The organism is Natribaculum luteum, from assembly GCF_023008545.1.
GTDB lineage: Archaea > Halobacteriota > Halobacteria > Halobacteriales > Natrialbaceae > Natribaculum > Natribaculum luteum.
Genome location: NZ_CP095397.1, coordinates 421,311 through 445,749 on the forward strand (window position 1 = coordinate 421,311; position 24,439 = coordinate 445,749).

Consider the following 24,439-nt stretch of genomic DNA (forward strand, 5'->3'; position numbering starts at 1 on the left):
ACGAGACCGATCCGTCGAACGAGCGTCGCAATAGAACCGATTACTGTATATGTCTGGTATGAATACTGTGGATAAGATATTTATCACTGTTTCACCTGCTGATACGTATGACGGCAGGTCCGCCGATCGAAGAACTCCACTACGAGGACGCACCGAACGTCGACGACGTGCCGGGGCCCAACTCCCGCGAACTGCTCGAGAAACAACGCGAGATCGACAGCAACGCCGTCGCCTACCCGGAAGACATTCCCGTCGCCTTCGAGGAGGGGAAGGGAGCGACGGTCCGTGACGTCGACGGCAACACGTACATCGACCTGTTCGCCGGCATCGGCGTTCTCAACGTCGGCCACGCGAACCCGTACGTCCTCAAGGCCGTCCACGAGCAGGCCGACAGACTCGTCCACACGGTCGACTTCCCGACCGAGGCGCGCCTCGAGTTGATCGAGAAACTCGACGAGATCGCACCCGACGGATTGCAGGGACAAAATCGGGTCGTCTTCGGCGGCCCCACCGGGAGCGACGCGATCGAGGCCGCGATCAAACTCGCCAAGTACAACACCGGCGGCGACGGCCTGATCGCGTTCCGCGGTGCCTACCACGGGGCGACCAGCGGCGCGATGAGCCTCACGTCGAACACGAGCTTCAAGGGCCACTACACGCCGTTGCTCTCGGACGTCGTCCACGCGCCCTACCCGTACCCGTTCGGCCAGGGAAAAGAGCCGCAGGCGGCCGTCGACCACGCGCTCGAGGAGGTCGAGGCGATCGTCGAGGACCCCTACGGCGGGCTCGCGAACCCGGCGGGAATCGTCGTCGAGCCGATCCAGGGCGAAGGCGGCGTCGTCACGCCGCCGGCGGGCTTCTTGCAGGGGCTACGCGATATCGCCGACGACAACGACGTCGTGCTCGTCTTCGACGAGATCCAGTCGGGGTTCGGCCGTACCGGCGAGTGGTGGGCCTGCGACTGGGCGGGCGTGACGCCCGACGCGATGACCTCCGCGAAGGCCCTCGGTGGCGTGGGTTTCCCGCTGTCGGCGACCATCTACCACGAGGACCTCGACACGTGGGGGTCGGGCGACCACGCCGGCACCTACCGCGGCCACGTCGTCGCGATGCGGGCGGGAACTCGCGCCATCGAGTACGTCCAGGCACACGACCTACTCGCGCACGCCCGCGAACTCGGCGAGTACGTCCGGAGTCGACTGCGCGAGGCGGCCGACGGGACCGACCGACTCGCCGAGGTGCGCGGCCGGGGACTGTTCGTCGGGGCCGAGTTCGTCGACGCCGACGGCGCGCCGGACGGCGACGTCGTCGACGCCATCCAGCAGTACTGCTTCGAGAACGGCGTGCTCGTCTGGACGGCCGGTCGACACGGCAACGTCCTCCGGCTCCTGCCGCCGCTCGTGCTCACACACGATCTGGCGGAGACGGCGCTGGACGTCGTCGTCGACGCGATCGAACGCGCGACCGCGGACGTCCGACAGACGGCCTGATCGCGGCAATGTCCGAAGAGATCGTCACCGACGACGCACCGCGCAACGAGAATCCGTACTCCCAGGGCGTCCGCACCGGTGACACGCTCTACGTCTCCGGGTACGGACCGGTCGATCCGGAGACCGGCGACGCCGTCGACGGCGACGTCGGGGTCCAGACCGACCGCGTGCTCGACAGCGTGGCCGCGGTCGTCGAGGACGCCGGCGGCGACGGCCTCGAGGACGTCGTCACGGTCACCGTCTACCTCACCGACCTCGAGGACTACGAGCGCGTCAACGACGCGTACGGCGCACGGTTCGACGACGTGCCGCCGGCCCGAGTCTGCGTCGAGGTCTCGCGACTTCCCGGAGACGTCCGCGTCGAGATGGACGCGATCGCTCACCTGGGCTAGGCCGGACCCGCGTTTCTTAACCCGTATGTGGAGAAGTAGTACACAATTACTGATTATAATTAAGTAACTTCGGGACCAAGCGTCGGGAAACCATGCCCCACGACGTGCACAACCGATTGACAACACTCCGGCGCGAGTTCCACCGCCGTCCCGAACCCGGGTGGTGTGAGTTCCAGACGACGGCTCGAGTCGTCGACGAACTCGAGCGGATCGGCGTCGACGAACTCGCGGTGGGACGGGAAGCGCTCGCGACCGACGAACGGATGGCCGTCCCGTCGGCGGCGGAACTCGACCGCTGGGAGACGCGAGCGCGCGGGGCCGGCGTCCGCGACGGCGTCCTCGAGCGGACGGCGGACGGACACACCGGCGTCGTCGCCGTCGTCGAGCAGGGACCAGGGCCGACGGTCGGTCTCCGGGTCGACCTCGACGCCATCTCGCTCTCGGAGTCGACCGAGGCGGGTCACAGGCCGGCGGACGAGGGCTTTCGGTCCGAACACGACGGCTACATGCACGCCTGCGGGCACGACGCCCACGTCGCGATCGCGCTCGGGGTGATCGAGACGATAACGGAGAGCGACTTCTCGGGGACGTTCAAGGCGTTCTTCCAGCCGGCAGAGGAGATCTCCGGCGGCGGCAAGCCGATGGCCGAAGGCGGGTACGTCGACGACGTCGACTACCTGCTGGCGCTCCACGTCGGCCTCGACTACCCGACGGGGACGGTCGTCGCCGGCGTCGAGAAGCCACTCGCGATGGCACACCTGACCGCGACGTTCGAGGGGGCGAGCGCACACGCCGGCAAGGCACCGAACGAGGGTGCGAACGCGATGCAGGCGATGGCGACGGCGGTACAGAACGCCTACGCCATCCCCAGACACAGCGACGGGATGACCAGGGTGAACTTCGGACGCGTCGAGGGCGGCATCGCGAGCAACGTCATCGCCGAGGAGGTCACGCTCCACGGAGAGGTCCGCGGCGAGACGACGGCCCTGATGGAGTACACGCGAACGGAACTCGAGCGCGTGCTGTACGCCGCCGCCGAGATGCACGACTGCGACGTCACGCCGCGGATCACGAGCGAGTCGCCGCGGGTCGACAGCGACCCGGCACTCAGAGACGTCGTCGGCGAGGTCGCTGGCGGAATCGCGGCGATCGACACGGTCGTTCCCACCGACGAACTGGGCGTGAGCGAGGACGTGACGTACCTCATGGAGCGCATCCAGGACGACGGCGGCCTCGCCTCGTACGTGATCGTCGGCACCGACCACCCGACGAGCCACCACACGCCGACGTTCGACGTCGACGAACGCAGCCTCGGAATCGCCGTCGAGTTGCTGACCGAGAGCGCCGTCGAACTCGCTCGACGGCGACCGTGACCGACTCGAGTCGCCGAGAGGCCGTCGTCGATACAAAAACCGTATACGGAATCCCGCTCGCCCGTTCCGCGACGCTCGGCGGTGTGACCGGCTCGAGTGCGCCGTTTCGCTGGGCACGAGATCGAGCGCAGAGGGCATGGTGGACCTCGGAGACCCCCGATCACAAGGATTAATTCGCTCAGTAACCGTATTTTGTGTATGAGCCAGGACGACGTGCCGGAGCCGCTACGGGACGCCGCCGATTCCGACCGGCCCCGCGGTATTCTCACGCCCTCCGATCGTGACTTCCTGCTGGGTCGAAAGACGGACTACACCGAACACTCGAAAAAACAGAAGCGAAACCGCATCCGACGCCGGGTCCGGAACGCGATCCTCGATTTCAGCATCCTCTTCGAGTACCTCGAGGATCGGGACCGAAACACGGTCTTCGATCCGGACGACGAGGATCGCGAGGCGCTGACCCAGGGGATCACCGACGTGCTCGCGTTTCTCCACCTCGGCACGATGGGTTACTACACCCCGTTCAAGGACATGCTCTCGGAGGGCGTCGGGAAGGCCGAGCAGCGACTCGCCGGTTCGAACTACCGGATGGTCAACGTCGAGTTCAACGTCGATCCGGTCGGTCAGATCGACGTCGACGAAGTGATCGAGAAGCTGGAGAACGAGCGATTCGAACAGCTCACCGACGAAGAGCTTCGTGCGTTCGTTCGCCTGCTGACGATGTCCGAGGACTTCTCACCCGAGGAGACGCGCGAGGACATCAAGAGTCGGGTCGACGAGTACGCGCGTCGGGTAAACGAGAGCGCCGAAACTCGCGACCAGCGCCTCGAGGAACTGACGAACTGAGAACGCCTGCTGTAAGTCGTACTGCCGGACAACACGGTTCGGCCATCGATCGCACGCGAGACGCTGTCGTTCGACGAATTCTCGTCCGTCGTCGCCTGCTCGAGTGGCCAGGCTGTTCGCCTCTCGGTCCCGTCGACGGTCGTTTCGAATCAGGTCTCCAGAAGCGACCGTCCAGGGGTCGCGGCGACACGACTGGTGGCCTTCCCGATAAACACAATCTGTATATGCCAGATACGAAAAGAAAATATTTATTGTGTCCACTAGCAATCAGTTCCGTATGCCACTACACAGCATGGCAAACGGTAGGTGGAGACAAGGGAGGATCGCCACCACGTCGATCGACTGTCGGGGTGAGAGCCGATGAGCACGGACGAGGGAGGGCCGGTCGACCGGTTCCTCGAGGAGATCGATCCGACGGTCTTCCTGTTCGGTGCGCTGTTGACAGTCGGCGTGATCGCGGCCTTTTTCGTCAGTCCGGGCACCGTCGAGAGTGGGATTTCGTCGCTGAACGATCAACTGCTCGGTGCGTTCAACTGGGCGTTGCTGCTGATCGTGTTCCTGATCGTCGTCTTCCTGCTGTTCCTGATCGTCGGTCCCTGGGGATCGATCAGGCTGGGCGATGAGTCACCGGAGTACAGCTTCCTGTCGTTTTTCGCGATGCTGTACTCGGCCGGGTTCGCTGCGGGCGTCGTGTTCTGGGGGCCGACCGAGGCGCTGTTCTACTACGACAGCCCCTCGCCGCTGTTCGGCGGCGTCGAGGGCGGGTCGGCCGAAGCGATGTCCGTCGCCATCCAGCAGACGCTGTTCCACTGGGCGCTGCCCCAGCTCGCGGTGTTTACCATCATGGGGATCGCGATCGGCTACTTCGCGTACAACTACGACAACGTTCCACTGCGGGTGTCGTCGGCGCTGACGCCGATCATCGGTGCCGAGAACTTAGACGGCCCGGTCGCGAAGGTCGTCGACGTCCTCGCCGTCTTCGCGACGATCGGCGGCGTGGCCACGTCGCTCGGCTTCATCGGGAGCCAGTTCGTCACCGGACTTGACTACCAGTGGGGCATCAGCATGGGGAACGTCGGTATCCTCCTCGTGGTGACGATGATGACCCTGCTGTTTACGACCTCGATGGTGCTGGGGGTCGACAGGGGGATCCGCCGGCTCTCGAACTTCAACATGGTGCTTTTCGTCGTCCTCATGGTGGCGACGTTCGTCGTCGGCCCGACGCTGTTTTTGATCCTGCTGGGAACGCAGGCCTTCGGCGGGATGGTCGCCGACTTCGTCTCGATGAGCCTCTTCACCGGGGCCGGAGCCTTCGGTGCGGGGAACGCGGAAGCCACGGAGTGGATGAACAGCTGGACGGTCTTCTACTGGGCGTGGGCGCTCTCGTGGTCCCCGTTCGCGGGTCTGTTCATCGCCCGCATCTCCAGGGGTCGCACCGTCCGCGAGGTCGCGTTCACGGGGATCGTCGCCACCTCGGCGGCCACCATCCCGTGGTTCACCTTCGTCGGCGGCACCTCGGTCTGGGCCCACCACAACGGCGTCGCCGACTTCGGTGCGGTGATCGCCGGCGAGCAGGGTGCCGAAGTCTCCGGCTTCATCCTGTTCGAAGCGTTCCCGATGGGAACGGTCTTCATGCTGGCGTTTATGGTCCTCGTGACGACGTTCTTCGTCACCTCGGCGGACTCCTCGACGCTGGCCGTCTCGATGATGACGACCGGCGGCAAGGCCAGGCCGTCGACGATCAACCGGATCTTCTGGGGCGTCGTCCTCGGGATGACCGCGGCGATCCTGATGATCCTCGGCGGCACCGGCAGCGCGAACACGCTCCAGCAGGCGGCGATCATCACCGGCACGCCCTTCGCGTTCGTCTGTTTCCTCGCGATGCTCGCGCTGATCAGAGACTTCGGCTCGGAGTACGGCCGCGTGTTGCTGCAAGACGAGACCGTCCTCGTCGGCTCGAGTGCGGGCACGGACGCCGAGTCGCCGCCGACCGGTCCCGGAGGCCCCGTCGAGTCGGACGACGACTGAGAATGCCGGTCGTACACCCGGTGTGATCGCACGGCGGATCGCGGTCCCACCGGGGCCGACGTCCGACGACGGTACGACTGCCTCCAGCCCTCCACCTCGCTGGCCGACGCCTCGAGTCGTCGACCGTCGTGCTGTCTCGTCCTCGCGGGCACGCTGGACACCGCGTCACGCCGATTTCCGTGTGAACCGACACGACCCATAACAAGTTTTAATGTACGATGTATACATAATCTGTGTATGGATAGGGACACAGCGGAGCCCGACGCGGACGCCCTCCCGGGGCCGAACGCCCGGAAGTGGGTCGAGTTCCACCAGGAACACTCCGCACCGAGCGAGTACTCCCACGAGTTCGTCTGGGACGTGACCCGGGAGGCACACGGCCCCTTCGTCACCGACGTCGACGGCAACGTCCTGCTCGATTTCACCTGCCACATCGGCGCGGCACCGCTTGGATACAACAACGAGAAACTCCTCGAGAAACTCGAGGCGTTCGACCTCGTCGAGCCGATGAAGATCGCCGGCCAGGACGTGTACTTCGGCGCTGGCCCGACCCCCGAGGCGTCGACAGTACCGGGCTCGAGTCACCTCATGGAGAAACTGATCGAGGTCTCGAGTCAGTACGGGATGGACACCGTCTTCCTCTCGAACTCCGGTGCAGAGGCCATGGAGAACGCGATGAAGATCACGAACGACCACCGCGCGCCCGCGAAGTACGGCGTCGCCTTCGCAGGCAGCTTCCACGGCCGCACCCTCGGCACGCTGTCGATCACGAAGTCCAGGTCCGTCTACACCCGCAACTATCCCCAGATCGACGGCATCGAGACGGTGCCGTTCTGTGCTGATCGTGGCTGTGATGCCGACAGCTGTGACTGTGGCTTCTTCGCAGGCGGCGATTCGCAACTCCGGGGCATGCTCGCACCCGAAGGCGGCCACGTCGACCCCGACGAGATCGCGTTCCTCGCGCTCGAGCCGATTCAGGGCGTCGGCGGCTACCGCTTCCCGAGCACCGCGTTCGTACAGGAGGTCGCGGACGTCACCGACGAATACGACATCCCACTGGTTGTCGACGAAATCCAGGCCGGGATCGGCCGTACCGGGGAGATCTGGGCTTCCGATCACTACCCGATCGAGCCGGACGTCATCGCCAGCGCGAAGGCCTTGCGCGTCGGCGCGACCATCGCCCGTTCCGACGTGTTCCCCGACGAGAAGAACCGCTTGGGGTCGACGTTCGGCGGCGGCGACCTGCTCGGCTCGATGATGGGGGCCTTTACCCTCGAGGCCATCGACGAGTACGACCTCCTCGACAACGCGACTCGGCGCGGCAAGCAAGCAACGGAACGCATTCGCGACGACGCACCCGACTCCGTCGTGGACGTCCGCGGTAAGGGGCTGATGCTCGCCGTCGAGTTCGATACAGCAGACCGTCGGGACGCCGTGGTCGAAGCTGCCCTCGAACGCGGGCTGTTGACGCTCGGCTGTGGGGAGAAAACGATTCGGCTGCTCCCACCGCTTGACGCGACCGAGCGCGAGATCGAGTTGGGAACGGGGATCTTTCTCGAGGCGATCGAAGCCGCCAGCCCGAGCGCGACGGTCGCGTAAGGATCTCTTTTACTAATCGATTTTCGTTTCTACATTCGGTTCGGTGGCGGTCGGTGACGTTCGCTCGCTGGTGCGATACACAGATATTGATTCACTGCGCCGCGTTACTTTGTCGCCTCGAGTGACGTGGACGTGACATGCAATAAACGCTCTAGCGGCGAGAGCAGCAGCCGCTTACCCCAGCAGTAGCAGAAGTTGCAGTACTCCCGCAAGGAGGATGAGAATCGCTGCCACCACAGAGAGCCAGACGGACACAGGACCGAGCTCGACGCGGTCGACGTTCCCAGTCAGGGCGTGGTAGCCGTTTCCGATCAGAATTCCGACACCACCGATGATCATCAGCACCGAACTAATGGACAATCTGACACCGTCGGGATTTCCCGACAGAAAATTCGAGACAGCGATCATCGCGAGGCCGCCACCGACGACCATCTGCGAGACGTGATAGAGGAGGGATCGATTCACACACTGATTTGTTGGATGGCTATCTAAATTATTTTGGTGACATCTCCGCTGCGGTAATCGATCATCGATCGCCGGACACGGCCAGCAATCACTCGAGCGACCGCTCGACGACCGACACACCTTCGAGTTCCGCCAGCGCCTCGAGCACGCCGTTGAGATGCTCCGGGCCACTTCCCTCGAGCCCGATCGTGACCGGTGTCTGGTTGGGATGATCGTCACCCGTTCGACGCGCGCGCTCGAGACTATCCAGTTCGGCTCCCTCGGCTTCGACCATCTCGACCACGTCACCGACGGCCGTCGGCCACCTATCGAGTGCGAGCCGGGCCTCGACGTAGCGCTCGAGTTCGCACAACCCCGTCCGCGTGAGTTCGGCGTGCTCGGTGAGATTCACGTTTCCGCCCGAGATCACGACGCCGACGTGCGCACCTTCCAGCGCTAACTCGTCCGAGAACGCGGCAGCCAGCGGGGCAGCCCCGGCGCTTTCGGCGACGGTCTTCGCGCGTTCGGCCAGCAGGGCCACCGCGGCGGCGATCTCTCGATCGCTCACGCTCACCACGTCGTCGACGACATCGCGAGCGATTTCGAAGGTCGTCTCGAGCATGCGCGTATCCGCGATCCCCTCCGCGACGGTGTCGACGCTCTGGAGTTCGCGGATCTCGCCGGCCTCGAGCGACGGCTTCGCGTGGGCGGCTCCTGCTGGTTGGACCCCGATCACCCGAGCGTCGTGCTCGGCAGCCTTCAGGACCGTTCCGATGCCCGAGATGAGCCCGCCGCCGCCGATAGCGACCAGCACGGTATCGAGGTCGGGGTATTGCTCGAGCAACTCGAGGCCGATTGTCCCCTGGCCGGCAACGATGGCCGCGTCATCGAAGGGGTGGACGAACGTCTCGTCGGTCTCTGCAGCGCGCTCGAGCGCGAATTCGTAGGAGCGTTCGTAGATGTCACCCTCCACAACCACCGCAGCCCCATAGCTGCGGGTGGCCTCGATCTTCGCTGCGGGAGTGACCTCGGGGACGACGATCGTCGTCTCGATATCGAGCAAATCGCCGGCCAGCGCCACGCCCTGGGCGTGGTTGCCCGCGCTCGAGGCGACGACGCCCGCCTCGCGTTCCGCGTCCGAGAGTTGGGCCATCCTGTTGTAGGCCCCGCGGATCTTGAACGAACCCGTCCGCTGGACGTTCTCGAGTTTGAGCCCGACCGAGGCCGCGCCGCTCGTGCCGGCGAACGTCCGCGAGGTGTCCAGCGGCGTCCGGTGGACGACATCCGCGATGCGCGCCCGGGCGTCCTCGACGTCCTCGAGGGTGACGCGGGCTTCGCTACCCTCGGTCATTCGCCGTCCTCCCGGGGCACCGGATGCTGCCGCTCGAGTTCCCGGATCGTCCCGACGAGGACGTCGACGCCGTGTGCGAGGCTGCGCTCGTCGACGTCGAACGTCGGCGTGTGGTGGCTCGTCGGATGGTCGGTGCCAACGATCACGTACGAGGTGAGGCCACCGTCGTTCTGGACGCGCTCCATGAGGAACGTCGCGTCCTCGCTCGCGCCGAAGTCGGCTGCCGGCACCACGCGCTCGACGCCAGCGACGTCGGCGGCGACCTCGCTCACGAGCGACTGCAGTTCCGGGTTGCTGTCCGCGCGGGGCGACTCGCTGACGATCTCCACGTCGGCCCGGCAGCCGTGCATCTCGGCGGCCGACTTCACCGTGCGCTCGAGGCGACGTTTCACGTACTCCATCAGTTCGGTGGTCTCGCCGCGGGCCTCGGCCTCCAGGTGGGCGCGCTCGGCGACGACGTTGCTCGCGGTGCCGGCCTCCGCCCTTCCGACGTTCACGCGGGTCATCCCGTCGCCGTGACGAGGGATGCCGTAGGCGTTCTCGATCGCCGTTCCCATCGCGTGCATGGCGTTATCTCCCTCCTGTGGGGCTTTGCCTGCGTGTGCGGAAGTGCCCTCGATGGTCGCCTCGACGTGGCACATCGCTAGCGGCTTCTCGATCCCCGCCACCACTTCACCGGTCGGACGATCCAGACCGACGTGGACCGCCAGCAGGTAGTCCAGCCCCGTGGCGTACTCGCTTTTCGCCATCGGACGGCCGCCACCGCCGGTCTCCTCGGCGGGCTGGAAGAACACCACGAACCGCCCCGAAAAGTCGCTCTCGGCGATCGTCTCGAGGGCGGCCAGCCCCCAGGTCACGTGAACGTCGTGGCCGCAGGCGTGCATCGTCCCGTCGACTTCGGAGCGAAATCCCTCGGCGGCGGGAACGTGGTTCGCGTCGGTCGACTCCTCGACGAACAGGCCGTCGACGTCGACCCGCAGGCCGACGGCGGGCCCCGCGCCTCGGTCGAGGGCGGCGACCGCACCGGTGTTGCCGCCCGCCATCCGCTCGAGCAGCTCCTCGTCCGCGCCTCGCTCGCGGGCGCGCTCGAGCCACGGCTCGAAGCCGTCGTCGGGGACGGCCATCCGATCGGCGGGATCGTAGGCGTCGGGACCGACGGCGAGGTCGTCGACGCCGATCGCACGGATCTCTTCGACGAGGCGAGACGTGGTGTAGAACTCGCGCCACGCCGGTTCCGGATGGCGGTGGAACTCGCGGCGCAGCGAGACGAGACGGTCTCGGATCGACCCTGTCATGCGAGAACCTGACGAACGCCACCGACTTAATTATACACAGTTGTCGTTGACGACGTGTACGCAAAAAGATAAGGAGACGGACGCCAATCGGAGGACAAAGCGTCGTCCGACGCGAGAGACACCGACATGAGCGAGAATCCAGACGTCGTCGTCCTCCGAGAGGGGACCGAGGGACTGTCGATGGAATCGTACGCCGAGACGCTCCGGGAACGGCTCCCCGAGTACGCCGTTTCGCTTGCGAGGACGCCGAACGCCGAGCGGGAACTGGTCACCCGTGCGCGAGTCGTGACGGGGATCACGATCGAGGAGGACCTGCTCGAGCGCGCCGACCGACTCGAGTTGTTCGCGTGTACGTTCGCCGGTACCGACCACGTTCCGGTAGACGCGCTGGTCGACCACGGCGTCACGGTGACGAACGCGGGCGGCATCCACGCCCCCGGAATCGCAGAGCAGGCCATCGGGAACATGCTCGTGTTCGCCCGGCGACTCCACGAGGGCTGGCGGCGCAAACGGAACGGCGAGTGGCGACACTTCCAGTCACACGAGTTCACCGACAGCACCGTGACGATCGTCGGCCTCGGCTCGATCGGCCAGGCGATCGCGCAGCGCCTCGAGGGGTTCGAGGTCGAGACGATCGGCGTCCGATACACGCCGGAGAAGGGCGGGCCGACCGACGAGGTCGTCGGGTTCGACGACGAGGCGATCCACGAGGCGTTCGCCCGCAGCGACTACGTCGTGCTCGCCTGTCCGCTCAACGACCTGACCCGCGGACTCGTCGGCGAGGACGAACTGGCCACCCTGCCGCCGAACGCCGTGGTCGTCAACGCCGCCCGCGGCGGCATCGTCGACACCGACGCGCTCGTCGCGGCGCTGCAGTCGAACACGATCCGCGGGGCCGCCCTCGACGTGACCGACCCCGAACCGCTCCCCGGCGATCACCCGCTGTGGGACCTCGAGAACTGCCTCATCACGCCCCACACGGGCGGGCACACGCCGAAACACTGGGACCGCCTGGCCGACATCGTCGCCCACAACGTGTGGGCGTTAGAGGAAGGCGAGGACGGCGAACTCGAGAACGTCGTCCGCCGTCCCGACCCCTGACGTCGACGGAGCCTACGTGGTAAACAGCCGTCGTGGAAAGTCCGCGAGCGTCTCGGCACCGCTGGCGGTGACGTGGAACGTCTCGCTGATCTCGACGCCGAAGTCGTCGCCCCAGATGCCGGGAATCGCGTGGAACGTCATGCCCTCCTCGAGGACCGTCTCGTCGCCGGGCCGGAGGCTCGCGGTGTGTTCGCCCCAGTCTGGCGGGTAGCCGAGTCCCATCGAGTAGCCGATGCGATCCTCCTTCTCGAGGCCGTACTGTGCGATGGTCTCCCGCCAGGCTTTCTCGACGGACTCGCAGGTTACGCCCGGTTCGACGGCGTCGAGGGCGGCCTCGAGTCCCTCGACGACGACCTCGGCCGTGCGTTCGATCTCCGCGGGTGGGTCGCCGACGAAAGTCGTTCGCGCCATCGGGGAGTGGTACCGGTGGCGACAGCCCGAGAGTTCGATGATGACCGGATCGCCCTCCTCGAACGGCCTGTCCGTCCAGGTCAGGTGCGGCGTCCCGGTGTGGTCGCCGGAGGGCATCAGCGGCACGATCGAGGGGTAGTCGCCGCCGTACGCCTCGGTTCCGGTGATCAGCGCGTCGTAGATCGCGGCCGCCGCCTCGTACTCGGGGACGCCCTCCTCGATGGCCTCGAGACCGGCGGCCATCGCGTTCTCCGAGATCCGGGCCGCCTCGCGCATGTACTCGAGTTCCTGCTCGGACTTTCTGACCCGCACCCAGTTGACCAGCAGCGTCGCGTCCTCGAACTCGGCCTCGGGGAGGTTCTTCTGGAGGCGCACGTACGACTTCGCGGTGAAGTAGTAGGCGTCCATCTCGAGGCCGATCCGGCCGTCGGCGACGTCGAGGTCGGCGAGCACGTCGGCGAAGACGTCCATCGGGTGGAGGTCGTGGGGCGAGTGGACGTGGTCGTCGCTGTACGAGCGGATGCTCGACTCGGAGAGCCAGGTCGTCGCTCGAGCGCCGTTGGCGTCCATCTCACGGCCGATCCAGACGGGTTCGTCCCGGTCGGGCGTGACGACGACGGCCTGGTGGACGTAGAACGACCAGCCGTCGTATCCCGTGAGGTAGTTCATGTTCGCCGGGTCGGAGACGACGACGGCGTCGAGTCCCTCCTCGCGCAGCCGCGCTTTGGTCCGTTCGATCCGTCGTTCGTACTCCGCCTCGTCGAAGACAGTTCGTGGCATGGTAACGGGTCCTCTACCGGGTGGGTGTACCAGTAACGCTAAAAGTTTTTCGTGTATGTTAGAAACAGATAGTGTGTATATTTCGGAGCGCGGGTGAGAACTATCGACTCGAGGCGAACCACCCGCCTTAAGACGGGGCGGGACGTCCCGCCGGACATGGCAGTACTCGAGACGATCGTCGTCGCGTTCTGGGCGATGTTGCCCGCGTACGTGCCGAACAACGCGGCAGTGCTCGCCGGCGGCGGGCGACCGATCGACGGCGGGCGGACGTGGGGCGACAGTCGGATCCTCGGCGACGGGAAGACCTGGCGCGGCACCGCCGTGGGGACGGCCGCCGGGGCCGTCCTAGCGCTCGTCCTCAATGCAATCTCGGGCGACGTCGGGTCAGTGACCGGCGTCGGCCTCCCGGTCTTCCCGGCCCCAGCCATCGTCGCGCTCCCGTTCGGAGCGATGCTCGGCGACATCCTCGCCTCGTTTCTCAAGCGCCGGACGGGACGCGAGCGCGGCGCGGCCTTCCCCGGCGTCGACCAGCTCGACTTCGTCGTCGTCTCGCTCGCGCTCGCGTTCGTCGCCGCCCCCGACTGGTTCCTCGAGACGTTCACCCTGCCCGTCCTGGCGGTCGTCGTGATCATCACGCCGCTTTTGCACGTGACGACCAACGTGATCGCGTACAAACTCGGGCTGAAGAACGAACCCTGGTAACGGTCGGTCGGACTACTCGAGTGCGTCGGCCAGATCGGCCGCGACGTCGGCGTACGCCTCGTGGGCCCGGGTCAGATCGACTGGCTCTTCGAGCATCGCCATGAAGCCGTGGATCACGTCCGGGTAGTTCCGGTATGTGACGGGAACGCCGGCCGCCTCGAGTCGATCGGCGTAGGCGGCCCCGTCCTCGCGCAGTGGATCGAACCCCGCCGTGACGACCGTCGCCGGTGGCAGCCCGGACAGGTCGCGTGCGAGCCGCGGCGCGACCAGGAGGTGTAACTCGTCGACGTCGCGCTCGAGGTAGTGGTCGCGAAACCACTCCATCTCGGCCGTCGTGAGGAAGTACCCCTCCGCGTTTTCCTCGTAGGAGTCGGTTTCGGTCGGGTCGCCGGTCACCGGATAGAGGAGAAGCTGGTACGCGATCGACGGTCCGTCGCGATGGCGGGCGAGCAACGCGGTCGCGGCGGCGAGGTTCCCGCCGGCGCTGTCGCCGGCGAGGACGATCCGGTCGGGGTCGCCGCCGATCGCCGCCGCGTCGTCCGCGAGCCACTCTAGGGCAGCGTAGCTGTCCTCGAGGGCGGCCGGGAACGGGTGTTCCGGCGCGAGTCGGTAGTCGACGCTGACGACGACGTACCCCGTCTCGGTGGCGAGTTTCCGACACGAGGGATCGTGTGAGTCGAGACTCCCGATCACCCAGCCACCGCCGTGGAGATAACAGACGACCGGCCGCGACTCGTCGGGCCGCGGATCGTAGATCCGAACCGGGAGGTCGCCACCGGGTCCGTCGATCGTCCGCTCCTCGACCGACGCGACCTGGATCGACGGCTCGTCACGGCCGAGCAGTCCGTCGAGGAGGTCACGAGCCTCGAGCGGCGAGAACTCCTCGAGCGACGGGGCACCCATCTCCTCGAGTGCGTCGAGGACGGCCTGGACTTCGGAGTGGGGTTCGTCGGCGGCACCGCGGGTCATCGAATGCGACGACGGCTCGCATCGGCAAAAGGTCCCGGTTCGCCGTGGAGTGTGACTGCACGATTTCACGACGGCGATCGGATCGGAATTTCACACCGTTTATCTCGATCCGGCGCGCCTCTCCGACAATGACGAACCAGGAACTCATCGACGCGTTGCGTACAGCAGACGCCGTTCAGTTCGGCGAGTTCGACCTCGCCCACGGCGGCACGAGCGAGTACTACGTCGACAAGTACCTCTTCGAGACCGACCCGCGCTGTCTCGAGTTGATCGCCGAGGCCTTCGCCGAACGGGTCGACGAGGACGAGAAACTCGCGGGCGTGGCACTCGGCGCGGTCCCCCTCGCCGCAGCGACGAGCGTCGCTGCCGGGGTGCCGTACGTCATCGCGCGCAAGCAGCGCAAGGAGTACGGCACGGCGAACCTGATCGAGGGCCGACTCGAGGAGGGCGAGGAAGTGGTCGTCCTCGAGGACATCGTCACCACGGGGACGAGCCTCGTCGACGCGATCGAGGCGCTTCGGGAGGCAGGTGCGACCGTCGAGCGCGCGATGGTCGTCGTCGACCGCGAGGAGGGCGGCCGCGAGAACGTCGAAGACGCGGGCGTCGAGATGGAGGCGCTCGTGACCGCGAGCGAGTTGCTGGCAGACCGCGAGTAGTCGATGGTCACGGTCGCACGCGACCCGTCGCCGCCGGTCGAGGCGTGTCTCGACCTCGCGCGAGCGCTCGAGGAGCACTTCACCGCGGACGCGCTCGCCGAGATCCAGGCGGCGCTCGACGATCAGCGAACGTACGTCGCTCGAGACGGCGACGACGTCGTCGGCTTCGCGACGATCTACCGCGGGGTTCCCGCCGCCCACCGGCGCGGCGAGACGCGGGACGACGCTGTCGCCGAACTGACCTGGATCGGCGTCAGGCCGTCCCGGCAGGGAAACGGCGTCGGCGGTCGCCTCCTCGAGACCGCGGCAGACGAACTGGCCGACGGCGGCGTCCGCGTGCTCTCGGTGAAGACGCTCGCACCGAGCGTCGAGTACCGACCGTACGAGGCGACCCGGCGGTTCTACGAGGCGAACGGGTTCGTCCCGGTCGAGACAATCGATCCCTACCCCGGATGGGAGCCCGGCAACCCCTGTAGCATCTACGTCAAACCGCTGGCGACGGCCGACGAATACGGGCGTCCGAACGGCGTCGATCCCACGTGAGGTCGTGGCAAACGCACACGGCACCATCACAACCCTTTTATCCCGGTCGAGAGTAATCGTAATCACGATGGTAGGTGTCCGCTTTACAGGGGCTCTCGCCCGCTTCTAACTCACACCTACCGTGCGCTGTGTCGACCACGACCGACCAGCGGACGGTCCAGGTGGATCCACCGGCGGACGCACACCCGGCGTTCTCACGTTCACACGAACCACACCCACAGCCATGTCAGAATCAGAATCACAGGAAGAGATAGCGGTCGTACTGCCCGACGGATCCGAACTCGAGGTCGATGCCGACGCGACGGTCGAAGACTGCGCCTACGAGATCGGCCCCGGCCTCGGCCGGGACACGGTCGCGGGCAAACTCGACGGCGACCTCGTCGCCAAAGAGGAACCCGTCTACGACGGGGCGAAACTCGAGATCGTCACGGACCAGTCCGAGGAGTACCTGCGAGTGATGCGCCACTCCGCCGCCCACTGTCTCGCACAGGCGGTCGAGCGGCTGTACGACGACGTCAAACTCGCCATCGGGCCGCCGACCGACGAGGGTTTCTACTACGACTTCGACGACCTCGAGGTCGACGAGGAGGATCTCGAGGAGATCGAAGCGGAGATGGAAGCGATCGTCGAGGCCGATTACGACATCGAACGCGAGGAAGTCTCGATCGCGGACGCCGAGGAGCGACTCGACGGCCAGCCGTACAAACTCGAACTCCTCTCCGAGTTCGCCGACGAGAACGACCACGTCACCTTCTACAGCCAGGGCGAGTGGGGGGACCTCTGTGCCGGCCCGCACGTCGACTCGACGGGCGAGATCGGCGCGGTGAAACTGCTCGAGATCGCCGGCGCCTACTGGCGCGGCGACGAGGAGAACCCGATGCAGACCCGGATTTACGGCACCGCCTTCGAGGACGAGTCCGACCTGGAGGCGTTCCTCGAGCGAAAACGCGAGGCCGAAGAGCGCGACCACCGCCGGATCGGCAACGAAATGGACCTGTTCTCGATCCAGGACGTCACGGGTCCCGGACTGCCGCTGTATCACCCGCCGGGCAAGACGATCCTGAACGAACTCAGCGAGTTCGTCACCGATCTCAACGACGCCGCCGGCTACGACTACGTCGAGACGCCCCACCTGTTCAAGACGGACCTCTGGAAACGCTCCGGCCACTACGAGAACTACCAGGACGACATGTTCGTCTTTGAACTCGGCGACGACGAGTTCGGGCTGAAGCCGATGAACTGCCCCGGCCACGCCACGATCTTCGACGACCACTCCTGGAGCTACCGGGACCTTCCCGTGCGGTACGCCGAGGACGGCAAGGTCTACCGCAAGGAACAGCGCGGCGAACTCTCGGGGCTCTCGCGCGTGTGGGCCTTCACGATCGACGACGGCCACCTGTTCGTCCGCCCCGACCAGATCGAAGCGGAAGTCGAGGCCATCATGGACGCCATCGACGAGGTGCTCTCGACGTTCGACCTGGAGTACGAGGTCGCACTGGCCACGCGCCCCGAGAAGAGCGTGGGAAGTGACGAGATCTGGGAGCGTGCGGAGTCCCAGCTGAAGGCCGTCCTCGAGGACCGCGAGATGGAGTACGACCTCGAGGAGGGCGACGGTGCCTTCTACGGCCCGAAGATCGACTACGCCTTCGAGGACGCCATCGGCCGCAGCTGGGACGGTCCCACCGTCCAGCTCGACTTCAACATGCCCGAACGGTTCGACCTCACCTACGTCGGCGAGGACAACGAGGAACACCGTCCCGTGATGATCCACCGGGCGCTGTACGGCAGCTACGAGCGGTTCTTCATGATGCTCATCGAGCACTTCGAGGGCAAGTTCCCGCTCTGGCTCGCCCCCGAGCAGGTCCGCGTGCTCCCCATCTCCGACGACAACCTCGAGTACGCCCGGGAGGTCGCCACGGAGTTCGACGACTTCCGTGTGGAGGTCGACGACCGCGACTCGACGCTCGAGCGCAAGATCCGCGCGGCCCACGACGACCGCGTCCCCTACCAGATCATCGTCGGCGACAACGAAGAGGAGGCGGGCAACATCTCGGTTCGCGACCGCTTCGAGGACCAGGAGTCCGACGTCGAAATCGAGGCGTTCCGTGCCCACCTCGAGGACGAACGGGACGCAAAGCGGACGGAACCGGACTTCCTCGCCGAGTAAACGCCTGCTGACGGTTCGGCATCCCGATCAGGCAATCCACATTCGTGCTCCGTGACGGCGGTGTCAGGGATCGAAATATCCATACTTGTGGAATTGTGCCTACCAACATGAACAGAGCCGAGAAAGCGACCTTGCAGTTACGTGCCGTCGAGGTGCTGCGGATGCTCAAGGAGACGCGCACGTACGACGAACTCGCCGCGCGAACGGGGCTGCCGCCGGGCGATCTCAATCGGTACGTCAACGGACACGTCCTCCCGAGTGCCGACCGCGCCAGGACCGTCGTCGAGGACGTCGGCCGCGACGCGCTCGCGGCGGAACTCGACGCCCGGATTCGCGTCGACGACGAGGGATACGTCGACACCTCCGGGGCGGTCTTCGACCAGCCCTTTCTCGACCTCGTCGCACCCGTCGTCGCCAGCGCCTTCGAGTTCGACCGGCCGGACGTCGTGTTGACGGCCGCGACCGACGGCATCACGCTCGCGGCGTCGCTCGCGAGTTACTACGGCGTCCGCTGTGCGTACGCCAAGAAACGAAAGGAGACTGCAGTCGAGGAGTTCATCGAGGCCCGACAGCGCCTCGCCTCGGGGATCGAACTCACCTACTACCTGCCCGCGTCGGCGATCGACGCGGGCGAGTCCGTGCTCGTCGTCGACGACCTCATCCGCTCGGGCGAGACCCAGGAACTGCTGCTCGAGATCGTCGAGTCGGCCGGTGGCCACGTCGCGGGCGTCTTCGCGCTCATCGCCGCGGGTGACGACGGTGTCGAACGCGCACGCGAGCGAACGGACGCGCCGATCGGCTCGCTGGCGACCGTCTGACGTGGTACGGATCCCGAAGCTTTTGGCTACGGAAGGCGAAGCAATACTATGGCCAGAGCACACGACGTCGCAGACACCGTCCACACGCTGCTCGAGCACGACGGCCTCGAGCGGGCAGACCTCGAGGAGGTCAGGGAGGCCGACGACGAGACCGCAGAGGAGATCACCACCGACTTGCTCGCGCTGCTGGGACGGACCCACGCGCTCGCACTCCTGCGGGAGTTCGCTCTCGGAAGCGAGCCGTTGCGGTTCTCCGACCTCGAGTCGACGCTCGAGGTCTCGCCGAGTACGCTCTCGGCGCGCCTCTCGGAGTTCGTCGAGGCGGGACTGCTCGAGCGGGAGTCCTACGACGAGATCCCCCCGCGCGTCGAGTACCGGGCGACCGAGAAGACGAACGCCCTCGCGCCGCTTTTCTTCTACCTGGACCTCTGGGCCGACCGGTACGGGTACGACCTCGAGGAGACGTAGCGACGGGTCAGACTGTCACGACGATGGCTGCGAGTCAGTTCCGGGCACCCGTGGCTCGGCGTGGGTTGCCCCGGGACACAGTCGCAGCTATCGGTATCACTCGCCGGGGACGACCGCCTCGATGCCGACGAACGACCCCTCGCCGTAGCCGTCGCGAACCGGGTCGACGTCGTCCATCTCTCCCGGCCACTCGAAGATCGTCTGGACGAACTCGAAGTCGACGAAGCCGGCGTCCTCGAGGTCGTCGACCAGTTCGTCGGTCGAGACGAACGTCGCGTCCCGGTAGAACGGGTTCTCGTCTTTGTACTCCTGGTACTGCTGGCCGACGGGGCTCTCCCTGTCGATGTAGCCGATGACGAGCGATCCGCCGGGACGGAGCACGCGGCGTGCCTCCGCGAACGTCGTCGGGACGTCGTCGACGAAACAGATCGTCGTGACGATCACGGCGACGTCGAATCGATCCGTCCGGAACGGCAGCGCCTCCGCGACGCCGCGGACGACGTCGATTCCACGGTCGTCCGCGTACTCGAGCATCTCGACGGCCGGGTCGACGCCGGTTTCGATCTCGAGTGGCTCCGCGAATCGACCGCTGCCGACGCCGATCTCGAGTCCGAACGCGTCGGCCGGGACGAGTCGAGACAGGGCGTCTATCTCGGCGCGATACGCCTCTGTGTGTTCGTCGAACCACTGTTCGTATCGATCGGTGTGTTCCTCGAACGGGGCTGACTTGGGCATCGATGATCGCTCACTCGAGTATCGACGCGAAGACACGATAAACGGTGCCCTCGCCTGCCAACCGCGTCTCGCGTTCGCTTCGACGGGGCCGTGATCGGCGTACTCGATCGCCTCGCGTCTCGCGTGCACGGTTCGGGGTCCGGGCGTGCGCGATAGTCTGCAGACGACGTCGCGACGGCCTGGTCGCTACCCTCTCGAGCGGCGAGAGGGGTAGTTTCCATCGGCAGAGATTGTGCATTTCGAGCACAACCATTGGCGAGGAAGGTCCGACACACGAACTCCGGACACTCCTCGAGTTACCAGCGACGGAGACGCAGCTCGACGAGCTGTATCCGTGAGCCCCTGTTCGAGACCGCATCTAAACCGCGTTTCTCGTCTCGAGTGGGCGCAGACGGTTGGTGCGACCGGGGACGATTTCGCGTTCCAGTCGCGTTCGTGACACTGGCTGGCATGCCGCTACCGAGAAGTATAAGGTTCCGCAGTGTTGTGTATACTATACAATATGGACGTCGCAATCATCGGCGGTGGCCCCGCAGGGTTGAGCGCTGCGGTCTACACCGCACGAGCCGACCAGGAGACGTACGTGTTCGACGACGGGAGCGGGACGACCCGCGAGGTCGACACGATGGAGAACGTCTACGGGTTCCCCGATGGCGTGACGGGTCCGGAACTCGTCTCGCTCGGGCAGCGCCACGCGACGAAGTTCGGCGCGACGATCCTCGAAGAGGAGGTGGTCCGGATCGGGCGAACCGACGACGACGCCTACGAGATCGAAACGACCGAGAACCGGTACCAGGCGCGTGGGGTCGTCATCGCGACCGGCGCCTCCTACGAATCGCCGGCCATCCGGGACGTCGACGAGTACGAGGGTCGTGGCGTCTCCTACTGCGTGGAGTGTGACGCGTACTTCTACCGCGACCGACCGGTCGCCGTCGTCGGGTCGGGGAACTTCGCCGCCAAAGAGGCGCTGATGCTCCTCGATTACACCGACGACGTCCAGGTGCTCACCAACGGCAAGGAGTTCACCGCCGACGCCGCTCTCCGCGACCAGCTCGACGCAGCCGACGTCGCCGTTCGAACGGACCGCCTCGAGCGAGTCGACGGCGACGACGCACTCGAGCGAATCGTCACCCGGGACGGCGACGAACTCGAGGTCGACGGACTGTTCGTTGCCCTCGGTGCCGCCGGTGGAACCGCCCTCGCCGAGATGCTCGGCGTCGCCACCGCGGGGCCGTACGTCGAGACCGACGATGGAATGGGCACCAACGTCCCGCGCGTGTACGCGGCGGGCGACGTGACCGGCGGGCAACGGCAGATCAACACGTCCATCGGCGAGGGTACCCGAGCTGCGATCAACCTGTTAGAGGAGTTCCGAGACGCCTCGGAGTACGTCGACTACCAGAAACTCGACCGACCGGCGTCTGAGACGGCCACGTCTGACTAACGGACGGGGTTCGATCCAGTCTCCAGTCGATCGTGGGAGGGACTGCCCGCCGATCGCTGGGAACTGGCAGAGTACGGCGTCTCCAGTTTCGATTCGAAGCAATAACGCTTATCCTCGAATCCGGACCATGAAAGACAGTGACTGCCGAATCGGCCGCCGACCCCGGAGACGAACCCGAATCCACGGCGGGATACCGCGGCGAACCGACGACGGCGAAACTCTCAGAGATCATCCGCTACTTCCTGTTCATCGGCATCGTCGGCTTCGGTGGCCCGCTGGTCCACATCGCGATGATGGAAGACGACCTGGTCGGCGAGGAGAGCAAGGGGTGGACCGATCAGTCGATCTTCATGGAGGGGCTGGCGATCTGTAACACCTTACCAGGGCCGGCCTCGACCCAGCTTGGGATCTTCATGGGCTGGATCTACGCCGGCAGACTCGGCGCGATCGTCGCCGGCGTCTCGTTCATGCTCCCGACGTTCGTCATCGTCGTGGCGTTCTCCTATCTCTACTTCACCTACCAGCAGCTTCCGGCCGTCGAAGCCGTCTTCTACGGCATCAACCCCGTCGTCATCGGCCTCATCGTCGGTGCGTCCTACTCGATGGCACACAGCGCCCTCCGCGAGGGAGACGCCGACCTCGAGTTCAGCCTCGGCGACGAGGAGTGGACGGTCGACTGCAAACTGCTGGCCGTCCTCGTCGCGGCGGTCGTCGTCACGGCCGTCCTCAATCCGAACCCCGTGATCGCGTTCGTCGTCGCGGGGATCGTCGCCCTGTTCGTCTACCGCATGCCGTGGATCCGCCGACACGCACGCACGGTGTCGCTCTGGGCCGTCGTCGGCTCGGCACTCGGCGCGCTCTACGCCGCTCGCGATCGACTTCTCGCGGCCGTCGGCCCGCGAATCGAAACTGCCGTGACCTCGAGCCCGCTGTGGGGGTACGCACTCGCGCTGTGGGCGAACGAGTGGTTCAAGCTCTTCCTGTTTATGCTCTACACCGGTTCGTTCATCTACGGTGGCGGGCTCGTGTTGATCCCGTTCATCGAGAAGTACGTCGTCCACGAGTTCGGCTGGCTCTCGAGTCGAACGTTCGTCGACGGGATCGCCATCGGCCAGCTCTCACCGGGTCCCGTCGTCATGACCACCGCCTTCGTCGGCTACGAACTCATGCTCTCGAAGTACGGCCTCGTTCCCGTGGCCGTACTGGGGGCGTTCGTCGCCGCCATCGGTGCGTTCGGCCCCTCGTTCGCGTTCATCGTCGGCTTCTTCCCCTACTTCGCGCGGGTCCGGGAGAACGACGTCGTTCAGTCGGCGCTGGTCGGCGTCAACGCGGCCGTCGTCGGCGCGATCCTCGGAGCGACGGTAACGCTCGCCAGCGAGGCGTTCGTGATCGACGGCGTCGTCGACCCGGTGACGATCGGCCTCGCAGTCGTCGCTTTCGTCGTCTTCGTTCGCGGCGTCCACGCTGCCTGGATCATCGTCGTCGGCGCACTCGTCGGCGTCCCGCTGTACTTCCTGGACGTCGTCTCACACCTGTCTCTCTAGCGAATGATCGTCACCGGCACCGGCGACCGGCGGGCGACCTTCTCGGCGACGCTCCCCAGCAGGATCCGACTCGCACCCGTCCGACCGTGGCTGCCGATGACGATCTGATCGGCGTCGTGTTCGTCCGCGTACTCGATGATCGTCCGCGAGACGCCGCCGAGGACGTGGTCCGTCTCGATCTCGACGCCGGCCTCGTCGGCCTGTTCGCGTGCGCGTTCGAGGATCTGCTCCGCTCGTCGCTCGTGGTTCTCGCGGATCTGCTCGTAGTTGGCCATCGCGCCGCCTTCGATTCCGGTCGCCGCGTAGAAGTCGCCGGGGTCGATGACGTGTAAGGCCGTGATCTTCGCGTCCGGATACTCCTCGAGAACGAACTCGAGTGCCTGCGTTGCACGATCCGAGTCGTCGACTGGCACCAACACGTGTTTCGTTGCCATACGGATACGTTCGGGTGCTCCCGAGATAAATTCCTGCCCAAAACGATGGCACACGCTGCCCGCGTCTGCGCCTGTGTTCCGAGAGGGACCGTCTCGAGCAACCAATGGCAACGACCAGCATAAAAACAGTGACGAATCGTTCCAGGCGATGACAATCACACGAAGTGATATTTGAACCAGCGTGGAGGAATCGACCATGCAGCGCGCATCCAAACTCCGTCGCCGCCGGCTGCTCGCGGTCGTCGGCGGTTCGCTCGCGGTGACCGCCGGTTGCCTCGGCAGCGACGACGACGAGGACGACAATAACAACGACGATACCGACGACACTGACGACACCGACGACACCGACGACACCAACGACACCGACGACACCAACGACAACAGCAGCGACAACAGCAGCGACGACGGCAACAGCTCAGACGAGGATTACGAGATCAAACACTACCGAGACACCGAGATCCCGCTTCTCCCGCTCGAGGACGCCTACGAGTGGCACCAGAACGACTCTGCTCGCTTCGTCGACGCCAGAAGCCCGGAGCAGTACGACCTGCTACGCATCGAGGGTGCCGTCTCGAGTCCCGCTCCCGACGGACTCGCGAGCGACGACCCCGTCGCCGAGTGGTCGAGTGATCAAACGATGGTCATCTACTGCGAATGCAAGGACATGGTCGAATCCGCCAACCGTGCGGTCGCCCTGATCAACGAGGGTTACGAGAATGTCTACGTCCTCGCCCCCGGTGAGGACTCGAGTGGGTTTACGCGGTGGGTCGAACACGACTACCCGCTCGCCGGATCGCTCACCGAAGACGAGTAACGTCGCGAACGCGACTACAGGGAAGGTTGCCACTC

The 24,439-nt window shown here is 65.8% G+C and carries 23 protein-coding genes; 16 read left to right on the top strand and 7 right to left on the bottom strand.

Annotated elements, in window-relative coordinates; genetic code table 11:
• Window positions 1-107: 107 nt before the first annotated feature.
• From MU558_RS02210 to MU558_RS02235, 6 genes are all read left to right on the top strand, one after another.
• Window positions 108-1,490, top strand: coding sequence for an aspartate aminotransferase family protein (locus MU558_RS02210; protein ID WP_246971594.1), 1,383 nt, complete (start codon window positions 108-110; stop codon window positions 1,488-1,490).
• Between the two features lie 8 nt (window positions 1,491-1,498).
• Window positions 1,499-1,882: a Rid family detoxifying hydrolase gene (locus tag MU558_RS02215; protein WP_246971597.1), complete on the top strand. Its 384-nt coding sequence runs from the start codon at window positions 1,499-1,501 to the stop codon at window positions 1,880-1,882.
• 92 nt (window positions 1,883-1,974) lie between these two features.
• A complete protein-coding gene (locus MU558_RS02220; RefSeq protein ID WP_246971599.1) occupies window positions 1,975-3,255 on the top strand; it encodes an amidohydrolase in 1,281 nt (426 codons plus the stop codon).
• A 198-nt stretch (window positions 3,256-3,453) separates the two neighbouring features.
• Window positions 3,454-4,101 carry a DUF8102 family protein gene (locus tag MU558_RS02225; protein ID WP_246971600.1) on the top strand — a complete coding sequence of 216 codons (648 nt, stop codon included), beginning with the start codon at window positions 3,454-3,456 and terminating at the stop codon, window positions 4,099-4,101.
• A gap of 360 nt (window positions 4,102-4,461) precedes the next feature.
• A complete protein-coding gene (locus MU558_RS02230) occupies window positions 4,462-6,129 on the top strand; it encodes a BCCT family transporter (protein ID WP_246971601.1) in 1,668 nt (555 codons plus the stop codon).
• A gap of 237 nt (window positions 6,130-6,366) precedes the next feature.
• Window positions 6,367-7,728, top strand: a complete 1,362-nt coding sequence (locus MU558_RS02235; protein WP_246971602.1) for an aminotransferase class III-fold pyridoxal phosphate-dependent enzyme — start codon at window positions 6,367-6,369, stop codon at window positions 7,726-7,728.
• 174 nt (window positions 7,729-7,902) lie between these two features.
• Here the strand turns inward: MU558_RS02235 and MU558_RS02240 are convergent, their stop codons facing one another.
• The 3 genes from MU558_RS02240 to MU558_RS02250 form a co-directional block, all read right to left on the bottom strand.
• A complete protein-coding gene (locus tag MU558_RS02240; protein ID WP_246971603.1) occupies window positions 7,903-8,193 on the bottom strand; it encodes a hypothetical protein in 291 nt (96 codons plus the stop codon).
• A gap of 88 nt (window positions 8,194-8,281) precedes the next feature.
• Window positions 8,282-9,523, bottom strand: a complete 1,242-nt coding sequence (ilvA, locus tag MU558_RS02245) for a threonine ammonia-lyase (protein ID WP_246971604.1) — start codon at window positions 9,521-9,523, stop codon at window positions 8,282-8,284.
• Window positions 9,520-10,818 (bottom strand): amidohydrolase, encoded by a 1,299-nt coding sequence (locus MU558_RS02250; RefSeq protein WP_246971605.1) that lies wholly within the window; start codon window positions 10,816-10,818, stop codon window positions 9,520-9,522. Before MU558_RS02250 ends, ilvA begins: the two co-directional genes overlap by 4 nt.
• A 126-nt stretch (window positions 10,819-10,944) precedes the next feature.
• Between MU558_RS02250 and MU558_RS02255 the strand changes: the two genes are divergently transcribed.
• The gene (locus tag MU558_RS02255; protein ID WP_246971606.1) at window positions 10,945-11,919 is read left to right on the top strand and encodes an NAD(P)-dependent oxidoreductase; all 975 of its coding nucleotides are present in this window, start codon (window positions 10,945-10,947) and stop codon (window positions 11,917-11,919) included.
• Between the two features lie 12 nt (window positions 11,920-11,931).
• Here the strand turns inward: MU558_RS02255 and MU558_RS02260 are convergent, their stop codons facing one another.
• Complete coding sequence (locus MU558_RS02260) at window positions 11,932-13,110, bottom strand: M24 family metallopeptidase (protein ID WP_246971609.1); 1,179 nt, start codon at window positions 13,108-13,110, stop codon at window positions 11,932-11,934.
• 156 nt (window positions 13,111-13,266) lie between these two features.
• Between MU558_RS02260 and MU558_RS02265 the strand changes: the two genes are divergently transcribed.
• Window positions 13,267-13,812, top strand: coding sequence for a CDP-2,3-bis-(O-geranylgeranyl)-sn-glycerol synthase (locus MU558_RS02265; protein ID WP_246971612.1), 546 nt, complete (start codon window positions 13,267-13,269; stop codon window positions 13,810-13,812).
• 12 nt (window positions 13,813-13,824) lie between these two features.
• Here MU558_RS02265 and MU558_RS02270 read toward each other — a convergent pair whose 3' ends face one another.
• Window positions 13,825-14,781, bottom strand: coding sequence for an alpha/beta hydrolase (locus tag MU558_RS02270; RefSeq protein WP_246971614.1), 957 nt, complete (start codon window positions 14,779-14,781; stop codon window positions 13,825-13,827).
• 128 nt (window positions 14,782-14,909) lie between these two features.
• Between MU558_RS02270 and pyrE the strand changes: the two genes are divergently transcribed.
• The 5 genes from pyrE (at window position 14,910) to MU558_RS02295 (ending at window position 19,433) form a co-directional block, all read left to right on the top strand.
• Window positions 14,910-15,437, top strand: coding sequence for an orotate phosphoribosyltransferase (gene pyrE / locus MU558_RS02275; RefSeq protein WP_246971616.1), 528 nt, complete (start codon window positions 14,910-14,912; stop codon window positions 15,435-15,437).
• A 3-nt stretch (window positions 15,438-15,440) separates the two neighbouring features.
• A complete protein-coding gene (locus MU558_RS02280) occupies window positions 15,441-15,980 on the top strand; it encodes a GNAT family N-acetyltransferase (protein WP_246971618.1) in 540 nt (179 codons plus the stop codon).
• A gap of 223 nt (window positions 15,981-16,203) precedes the next feature.
• Window positions 16,204-18,147, top strand: a complete 1,944-nt coding sequence (gene thrS / locus MU558_RS02285) for a threonine--tRNA ligase (RefSeq protein WP_246971620.1) — start codon at window positions 16,204-16,206, stop codon at window positions 18,145-18,147.
• Window positions 18,148-18,254: 107 nt separating this feature from the next.
• Entirely contained in the window at window positions 18,255-18,965 is a 711-nt protein-coding gene (locus MU558_RS02290) for a phosphoribosyltransferase family protein (protein WP_246971622.1), read from the top strand.
• A gap of 48 nt (window positions 18,966-19,013) precedes the next feature.
• On the top strand, window positions 19,014-19,433 hold the full coding sequence (locus MU558_RS02295; protein ID WP_246971624.1) for a winged helix-turn-helix transcriptional regulator: 420 nt from the start codon (window positions 19,014-19,016) through the stop codon (window positions 19,431-19,433).
• Between the two features lie 96 nt (window positions 19,434-19,529).
• Here MU558_RS02295 and MU558_RS02300 read toward each other — a convergent pair whose 3' ends face one another.
• Window positions 19,530-20,168 carry a class I SAM-dependent methyltransferase gene (locus MU558_RS02300; RefSeq protein ID WP_246971627.1) on the bottom strand — a complete coding sequence of 213 codons (639 nt, stop codon included), beginning with the start codon at window positions 20,166-20,168 and terminating at the stop codon, window positions 19,530-19,532.
• Between the two features lie 502 nt (window positions 20,169-20,670).
• On the opposite strand from MU558_RS02300, the gene MU558_RS02305 reads away from it, so the two are divergent.
• Both MU558_RS02305 and chrA read left to right on the top strand, forming a co-directional pair.
• Window positions 20,671-21,612 (top strand): NAD(P)/FAD-dependent oxidoreductase, encoded by a 942-nt coding sequence (locus MU558_RS02305; protein WP_246971629.1) that lies wholly within the window; start codon window positions 20,671-20,673, stop codon window positions 21,610-21,612.
• A gap of 137 nt (window positions 21,613-21,749) precedes the next feature.
• Window positions 21,750-23,156: a chromate efflux transporter gene (chrA, locus tag MU558_RS02310; protein ID WP_246971631.1), complete on the top strand. Its 1,407-nt coding sequence runs from the start codon at window positions 21,750-21,752 to the stop codon at window positions 23,154-23,156.
• On the opposite strand, the gene MU558_RS02315 is transcribed toward chrA, so the two are convergent.
• Window positions 23,153-23,590 carry a universal stress protein gene (locus tag MU558_RS02315; protein ID WP_246971632.1) on the bottom strand — a complete coding sequence of 146 codons (438 nt, stop codon included), beginning with the start codon at window positions 23,588-23,590 and terminating at the stop codon, window positions 23,153-23,155. The two genes, chrA and MU558_RS02315, sit on opposite strands and share 4 nt — an antisense overlap.
• Before the next feature lie 196 nt (window positions 23,591-23,786).
• Between MU558_RS02315 and MU558_RS02320 the strand changes: the two genes are divergently transcribed.
• Window positions 23,787-24,404 (top strand): rhodanese-like domain-containing protein, encoded by a 618-nt coding sequence (locus MU558_RS02320; RefSeq protein ID WP_246971633.1) that lies wholly within the window; start codon window positions 23,787-23,789, stop codon window positions 24,402-24,404.
• Window positions 24,405-24,439: the final 35 nt, after the last annotated feature.

Coding starts and splice junctions, on each gene's coding strand:
- MU558_RS02265 (WP_246971612.1), top strand. CDS start 13,267: ATGGCAGTACTCGAGACGATCGTCGTCGCGTTCTGGGCGATGTTGCCC.
- MU558_RS02230 (WP_246971601.1), top strand. CDS start 4,462: ATGAGCACGGACGAGGGAGGGCCGGTCGACCGGTTCCTCGAGGAGATC.
- MU558_RS02305 (WP_246971629.1), top strand. CDS start 20,671: ATGGACGTCGCAATCATCGGCGGTGGCCCCGCAGGGTTGAGCGCTGCG.
- MU558_RS02225 (WP_246971600.1), top strand. CDS start 3,454: ATGAGCCAGGACGACGTGCCGGAGCCGCTACGGGACGCCGCCGATTCC.
- MU558_RS02250 (WP_246971605.1), bottom strand. CDS start 10,818: ATGACAGGGTCGATCCGAGACCGTCTCGTCTCGCTGCGCCGCGAGTTC.
- thrS (WP_246971620.1), top strand. CDS start 16,204: ATGTCAGAATCAGAATCACAGGAAGAGATAGCGGTCGTACTGCCCGAC.
- MU558_RS02295 (WP_246971624.1), top strand. CDS start 19,014: ATGGCCAGAGCACACGACGTCGCAGACACCGTCCACACGCTGCTCGAG.
- MU558_RS02215 (WP_246971597.1), top strand. CDS start 1,499: ATGTCCGAAGAGATCGTCACCGACGACGCACCGCGCAACGAGAATCCG.
- MU558_RS02315 (WP_246971632.1), bottom strand. CDS start 23,590: ATGGCAACGAAACACGTGTTGGTGCCAGTCGACGACTCGGATCGTGCA.
- ilvA (WP_246971604.1), bottom strand. CDS start 9,523: ATGACCGAGGGTAGCGAAGCCCGCGTCACCCTCGAGGACGTCGAGGAC.
- MU558_RS02270 (WP_246971614.1), bottom strand. CDS start 14,781: ATGACCCGCGGTGCCGCCGACGAACCCCACTCCGAAGTCCAGGCCGTC.
- MU558_RS02260 (WP_246971609.1), bottom strand. CDS start 13,110: ATGCCACGAACTGTCTTCGACGAGGCGGAGTACGAACGACGGATCGAA.
- pyrE (WP_246971616.1), top strand. CDS start 14,910: ATGACGAACCAGGAACTCATCGACGCGTTGCGTACAGCAGACGCCGTT.
- MU558_RS02300 (WP_246971627.1), bottom strand. CDS start 20,168: ATGCCCAAGTCAGCCCCGTTCGAGGAACACACCGATCGATACGAACAG.
- MU558_RS02235 (WP_246971602.1), top strand. CDS start 6,367: ATGGATAGGGACACAGCGGAGCCCGACGCGGACGCCCTCCCGGGGCCG.
- MU558_RS02290 (WP_246971622.1), top strand. CDS start 18,255: ATGAACAGAGCCGAGAAAGCGACCTTGCAGTTACGTGCCGTCGAGGTG.
- MU558_RS02280 (WP_246971618.1), top strand. CDS start 15,441: ATGGTCACGGTCGCACGCGACCCGTCGCCGCCGGTCGAGGCGTGTCTC.
- MU558_RS02255 (WP_246971606.1), top strand. CDS start 10,945: ATGAGCGAGAATCCAGACGTCGTCGTCCTCCGAGAGGGGACCGAGGGA.
- MU558_RS02320 (WP_246971633.1), top strand. CDS start 23,787: ATGCAGCGCGCATCCAAACTCCGTCGCCGCCGGCTGCTCGCGGTCGTC.
- MU558_RS02220 (WP_246971599.1), top strand. CDS start 1,975: ATGCCCCACGACGTGCACAACCGATTGACAACACTCCGGCGCGAGTTC.
- MU558_RS02210 (WP_246971594.1), top strand. CDS start 108: ATGACGGCAGGTCCGCCGATCGAAGAACTCCACTACGAGGACGCACCG.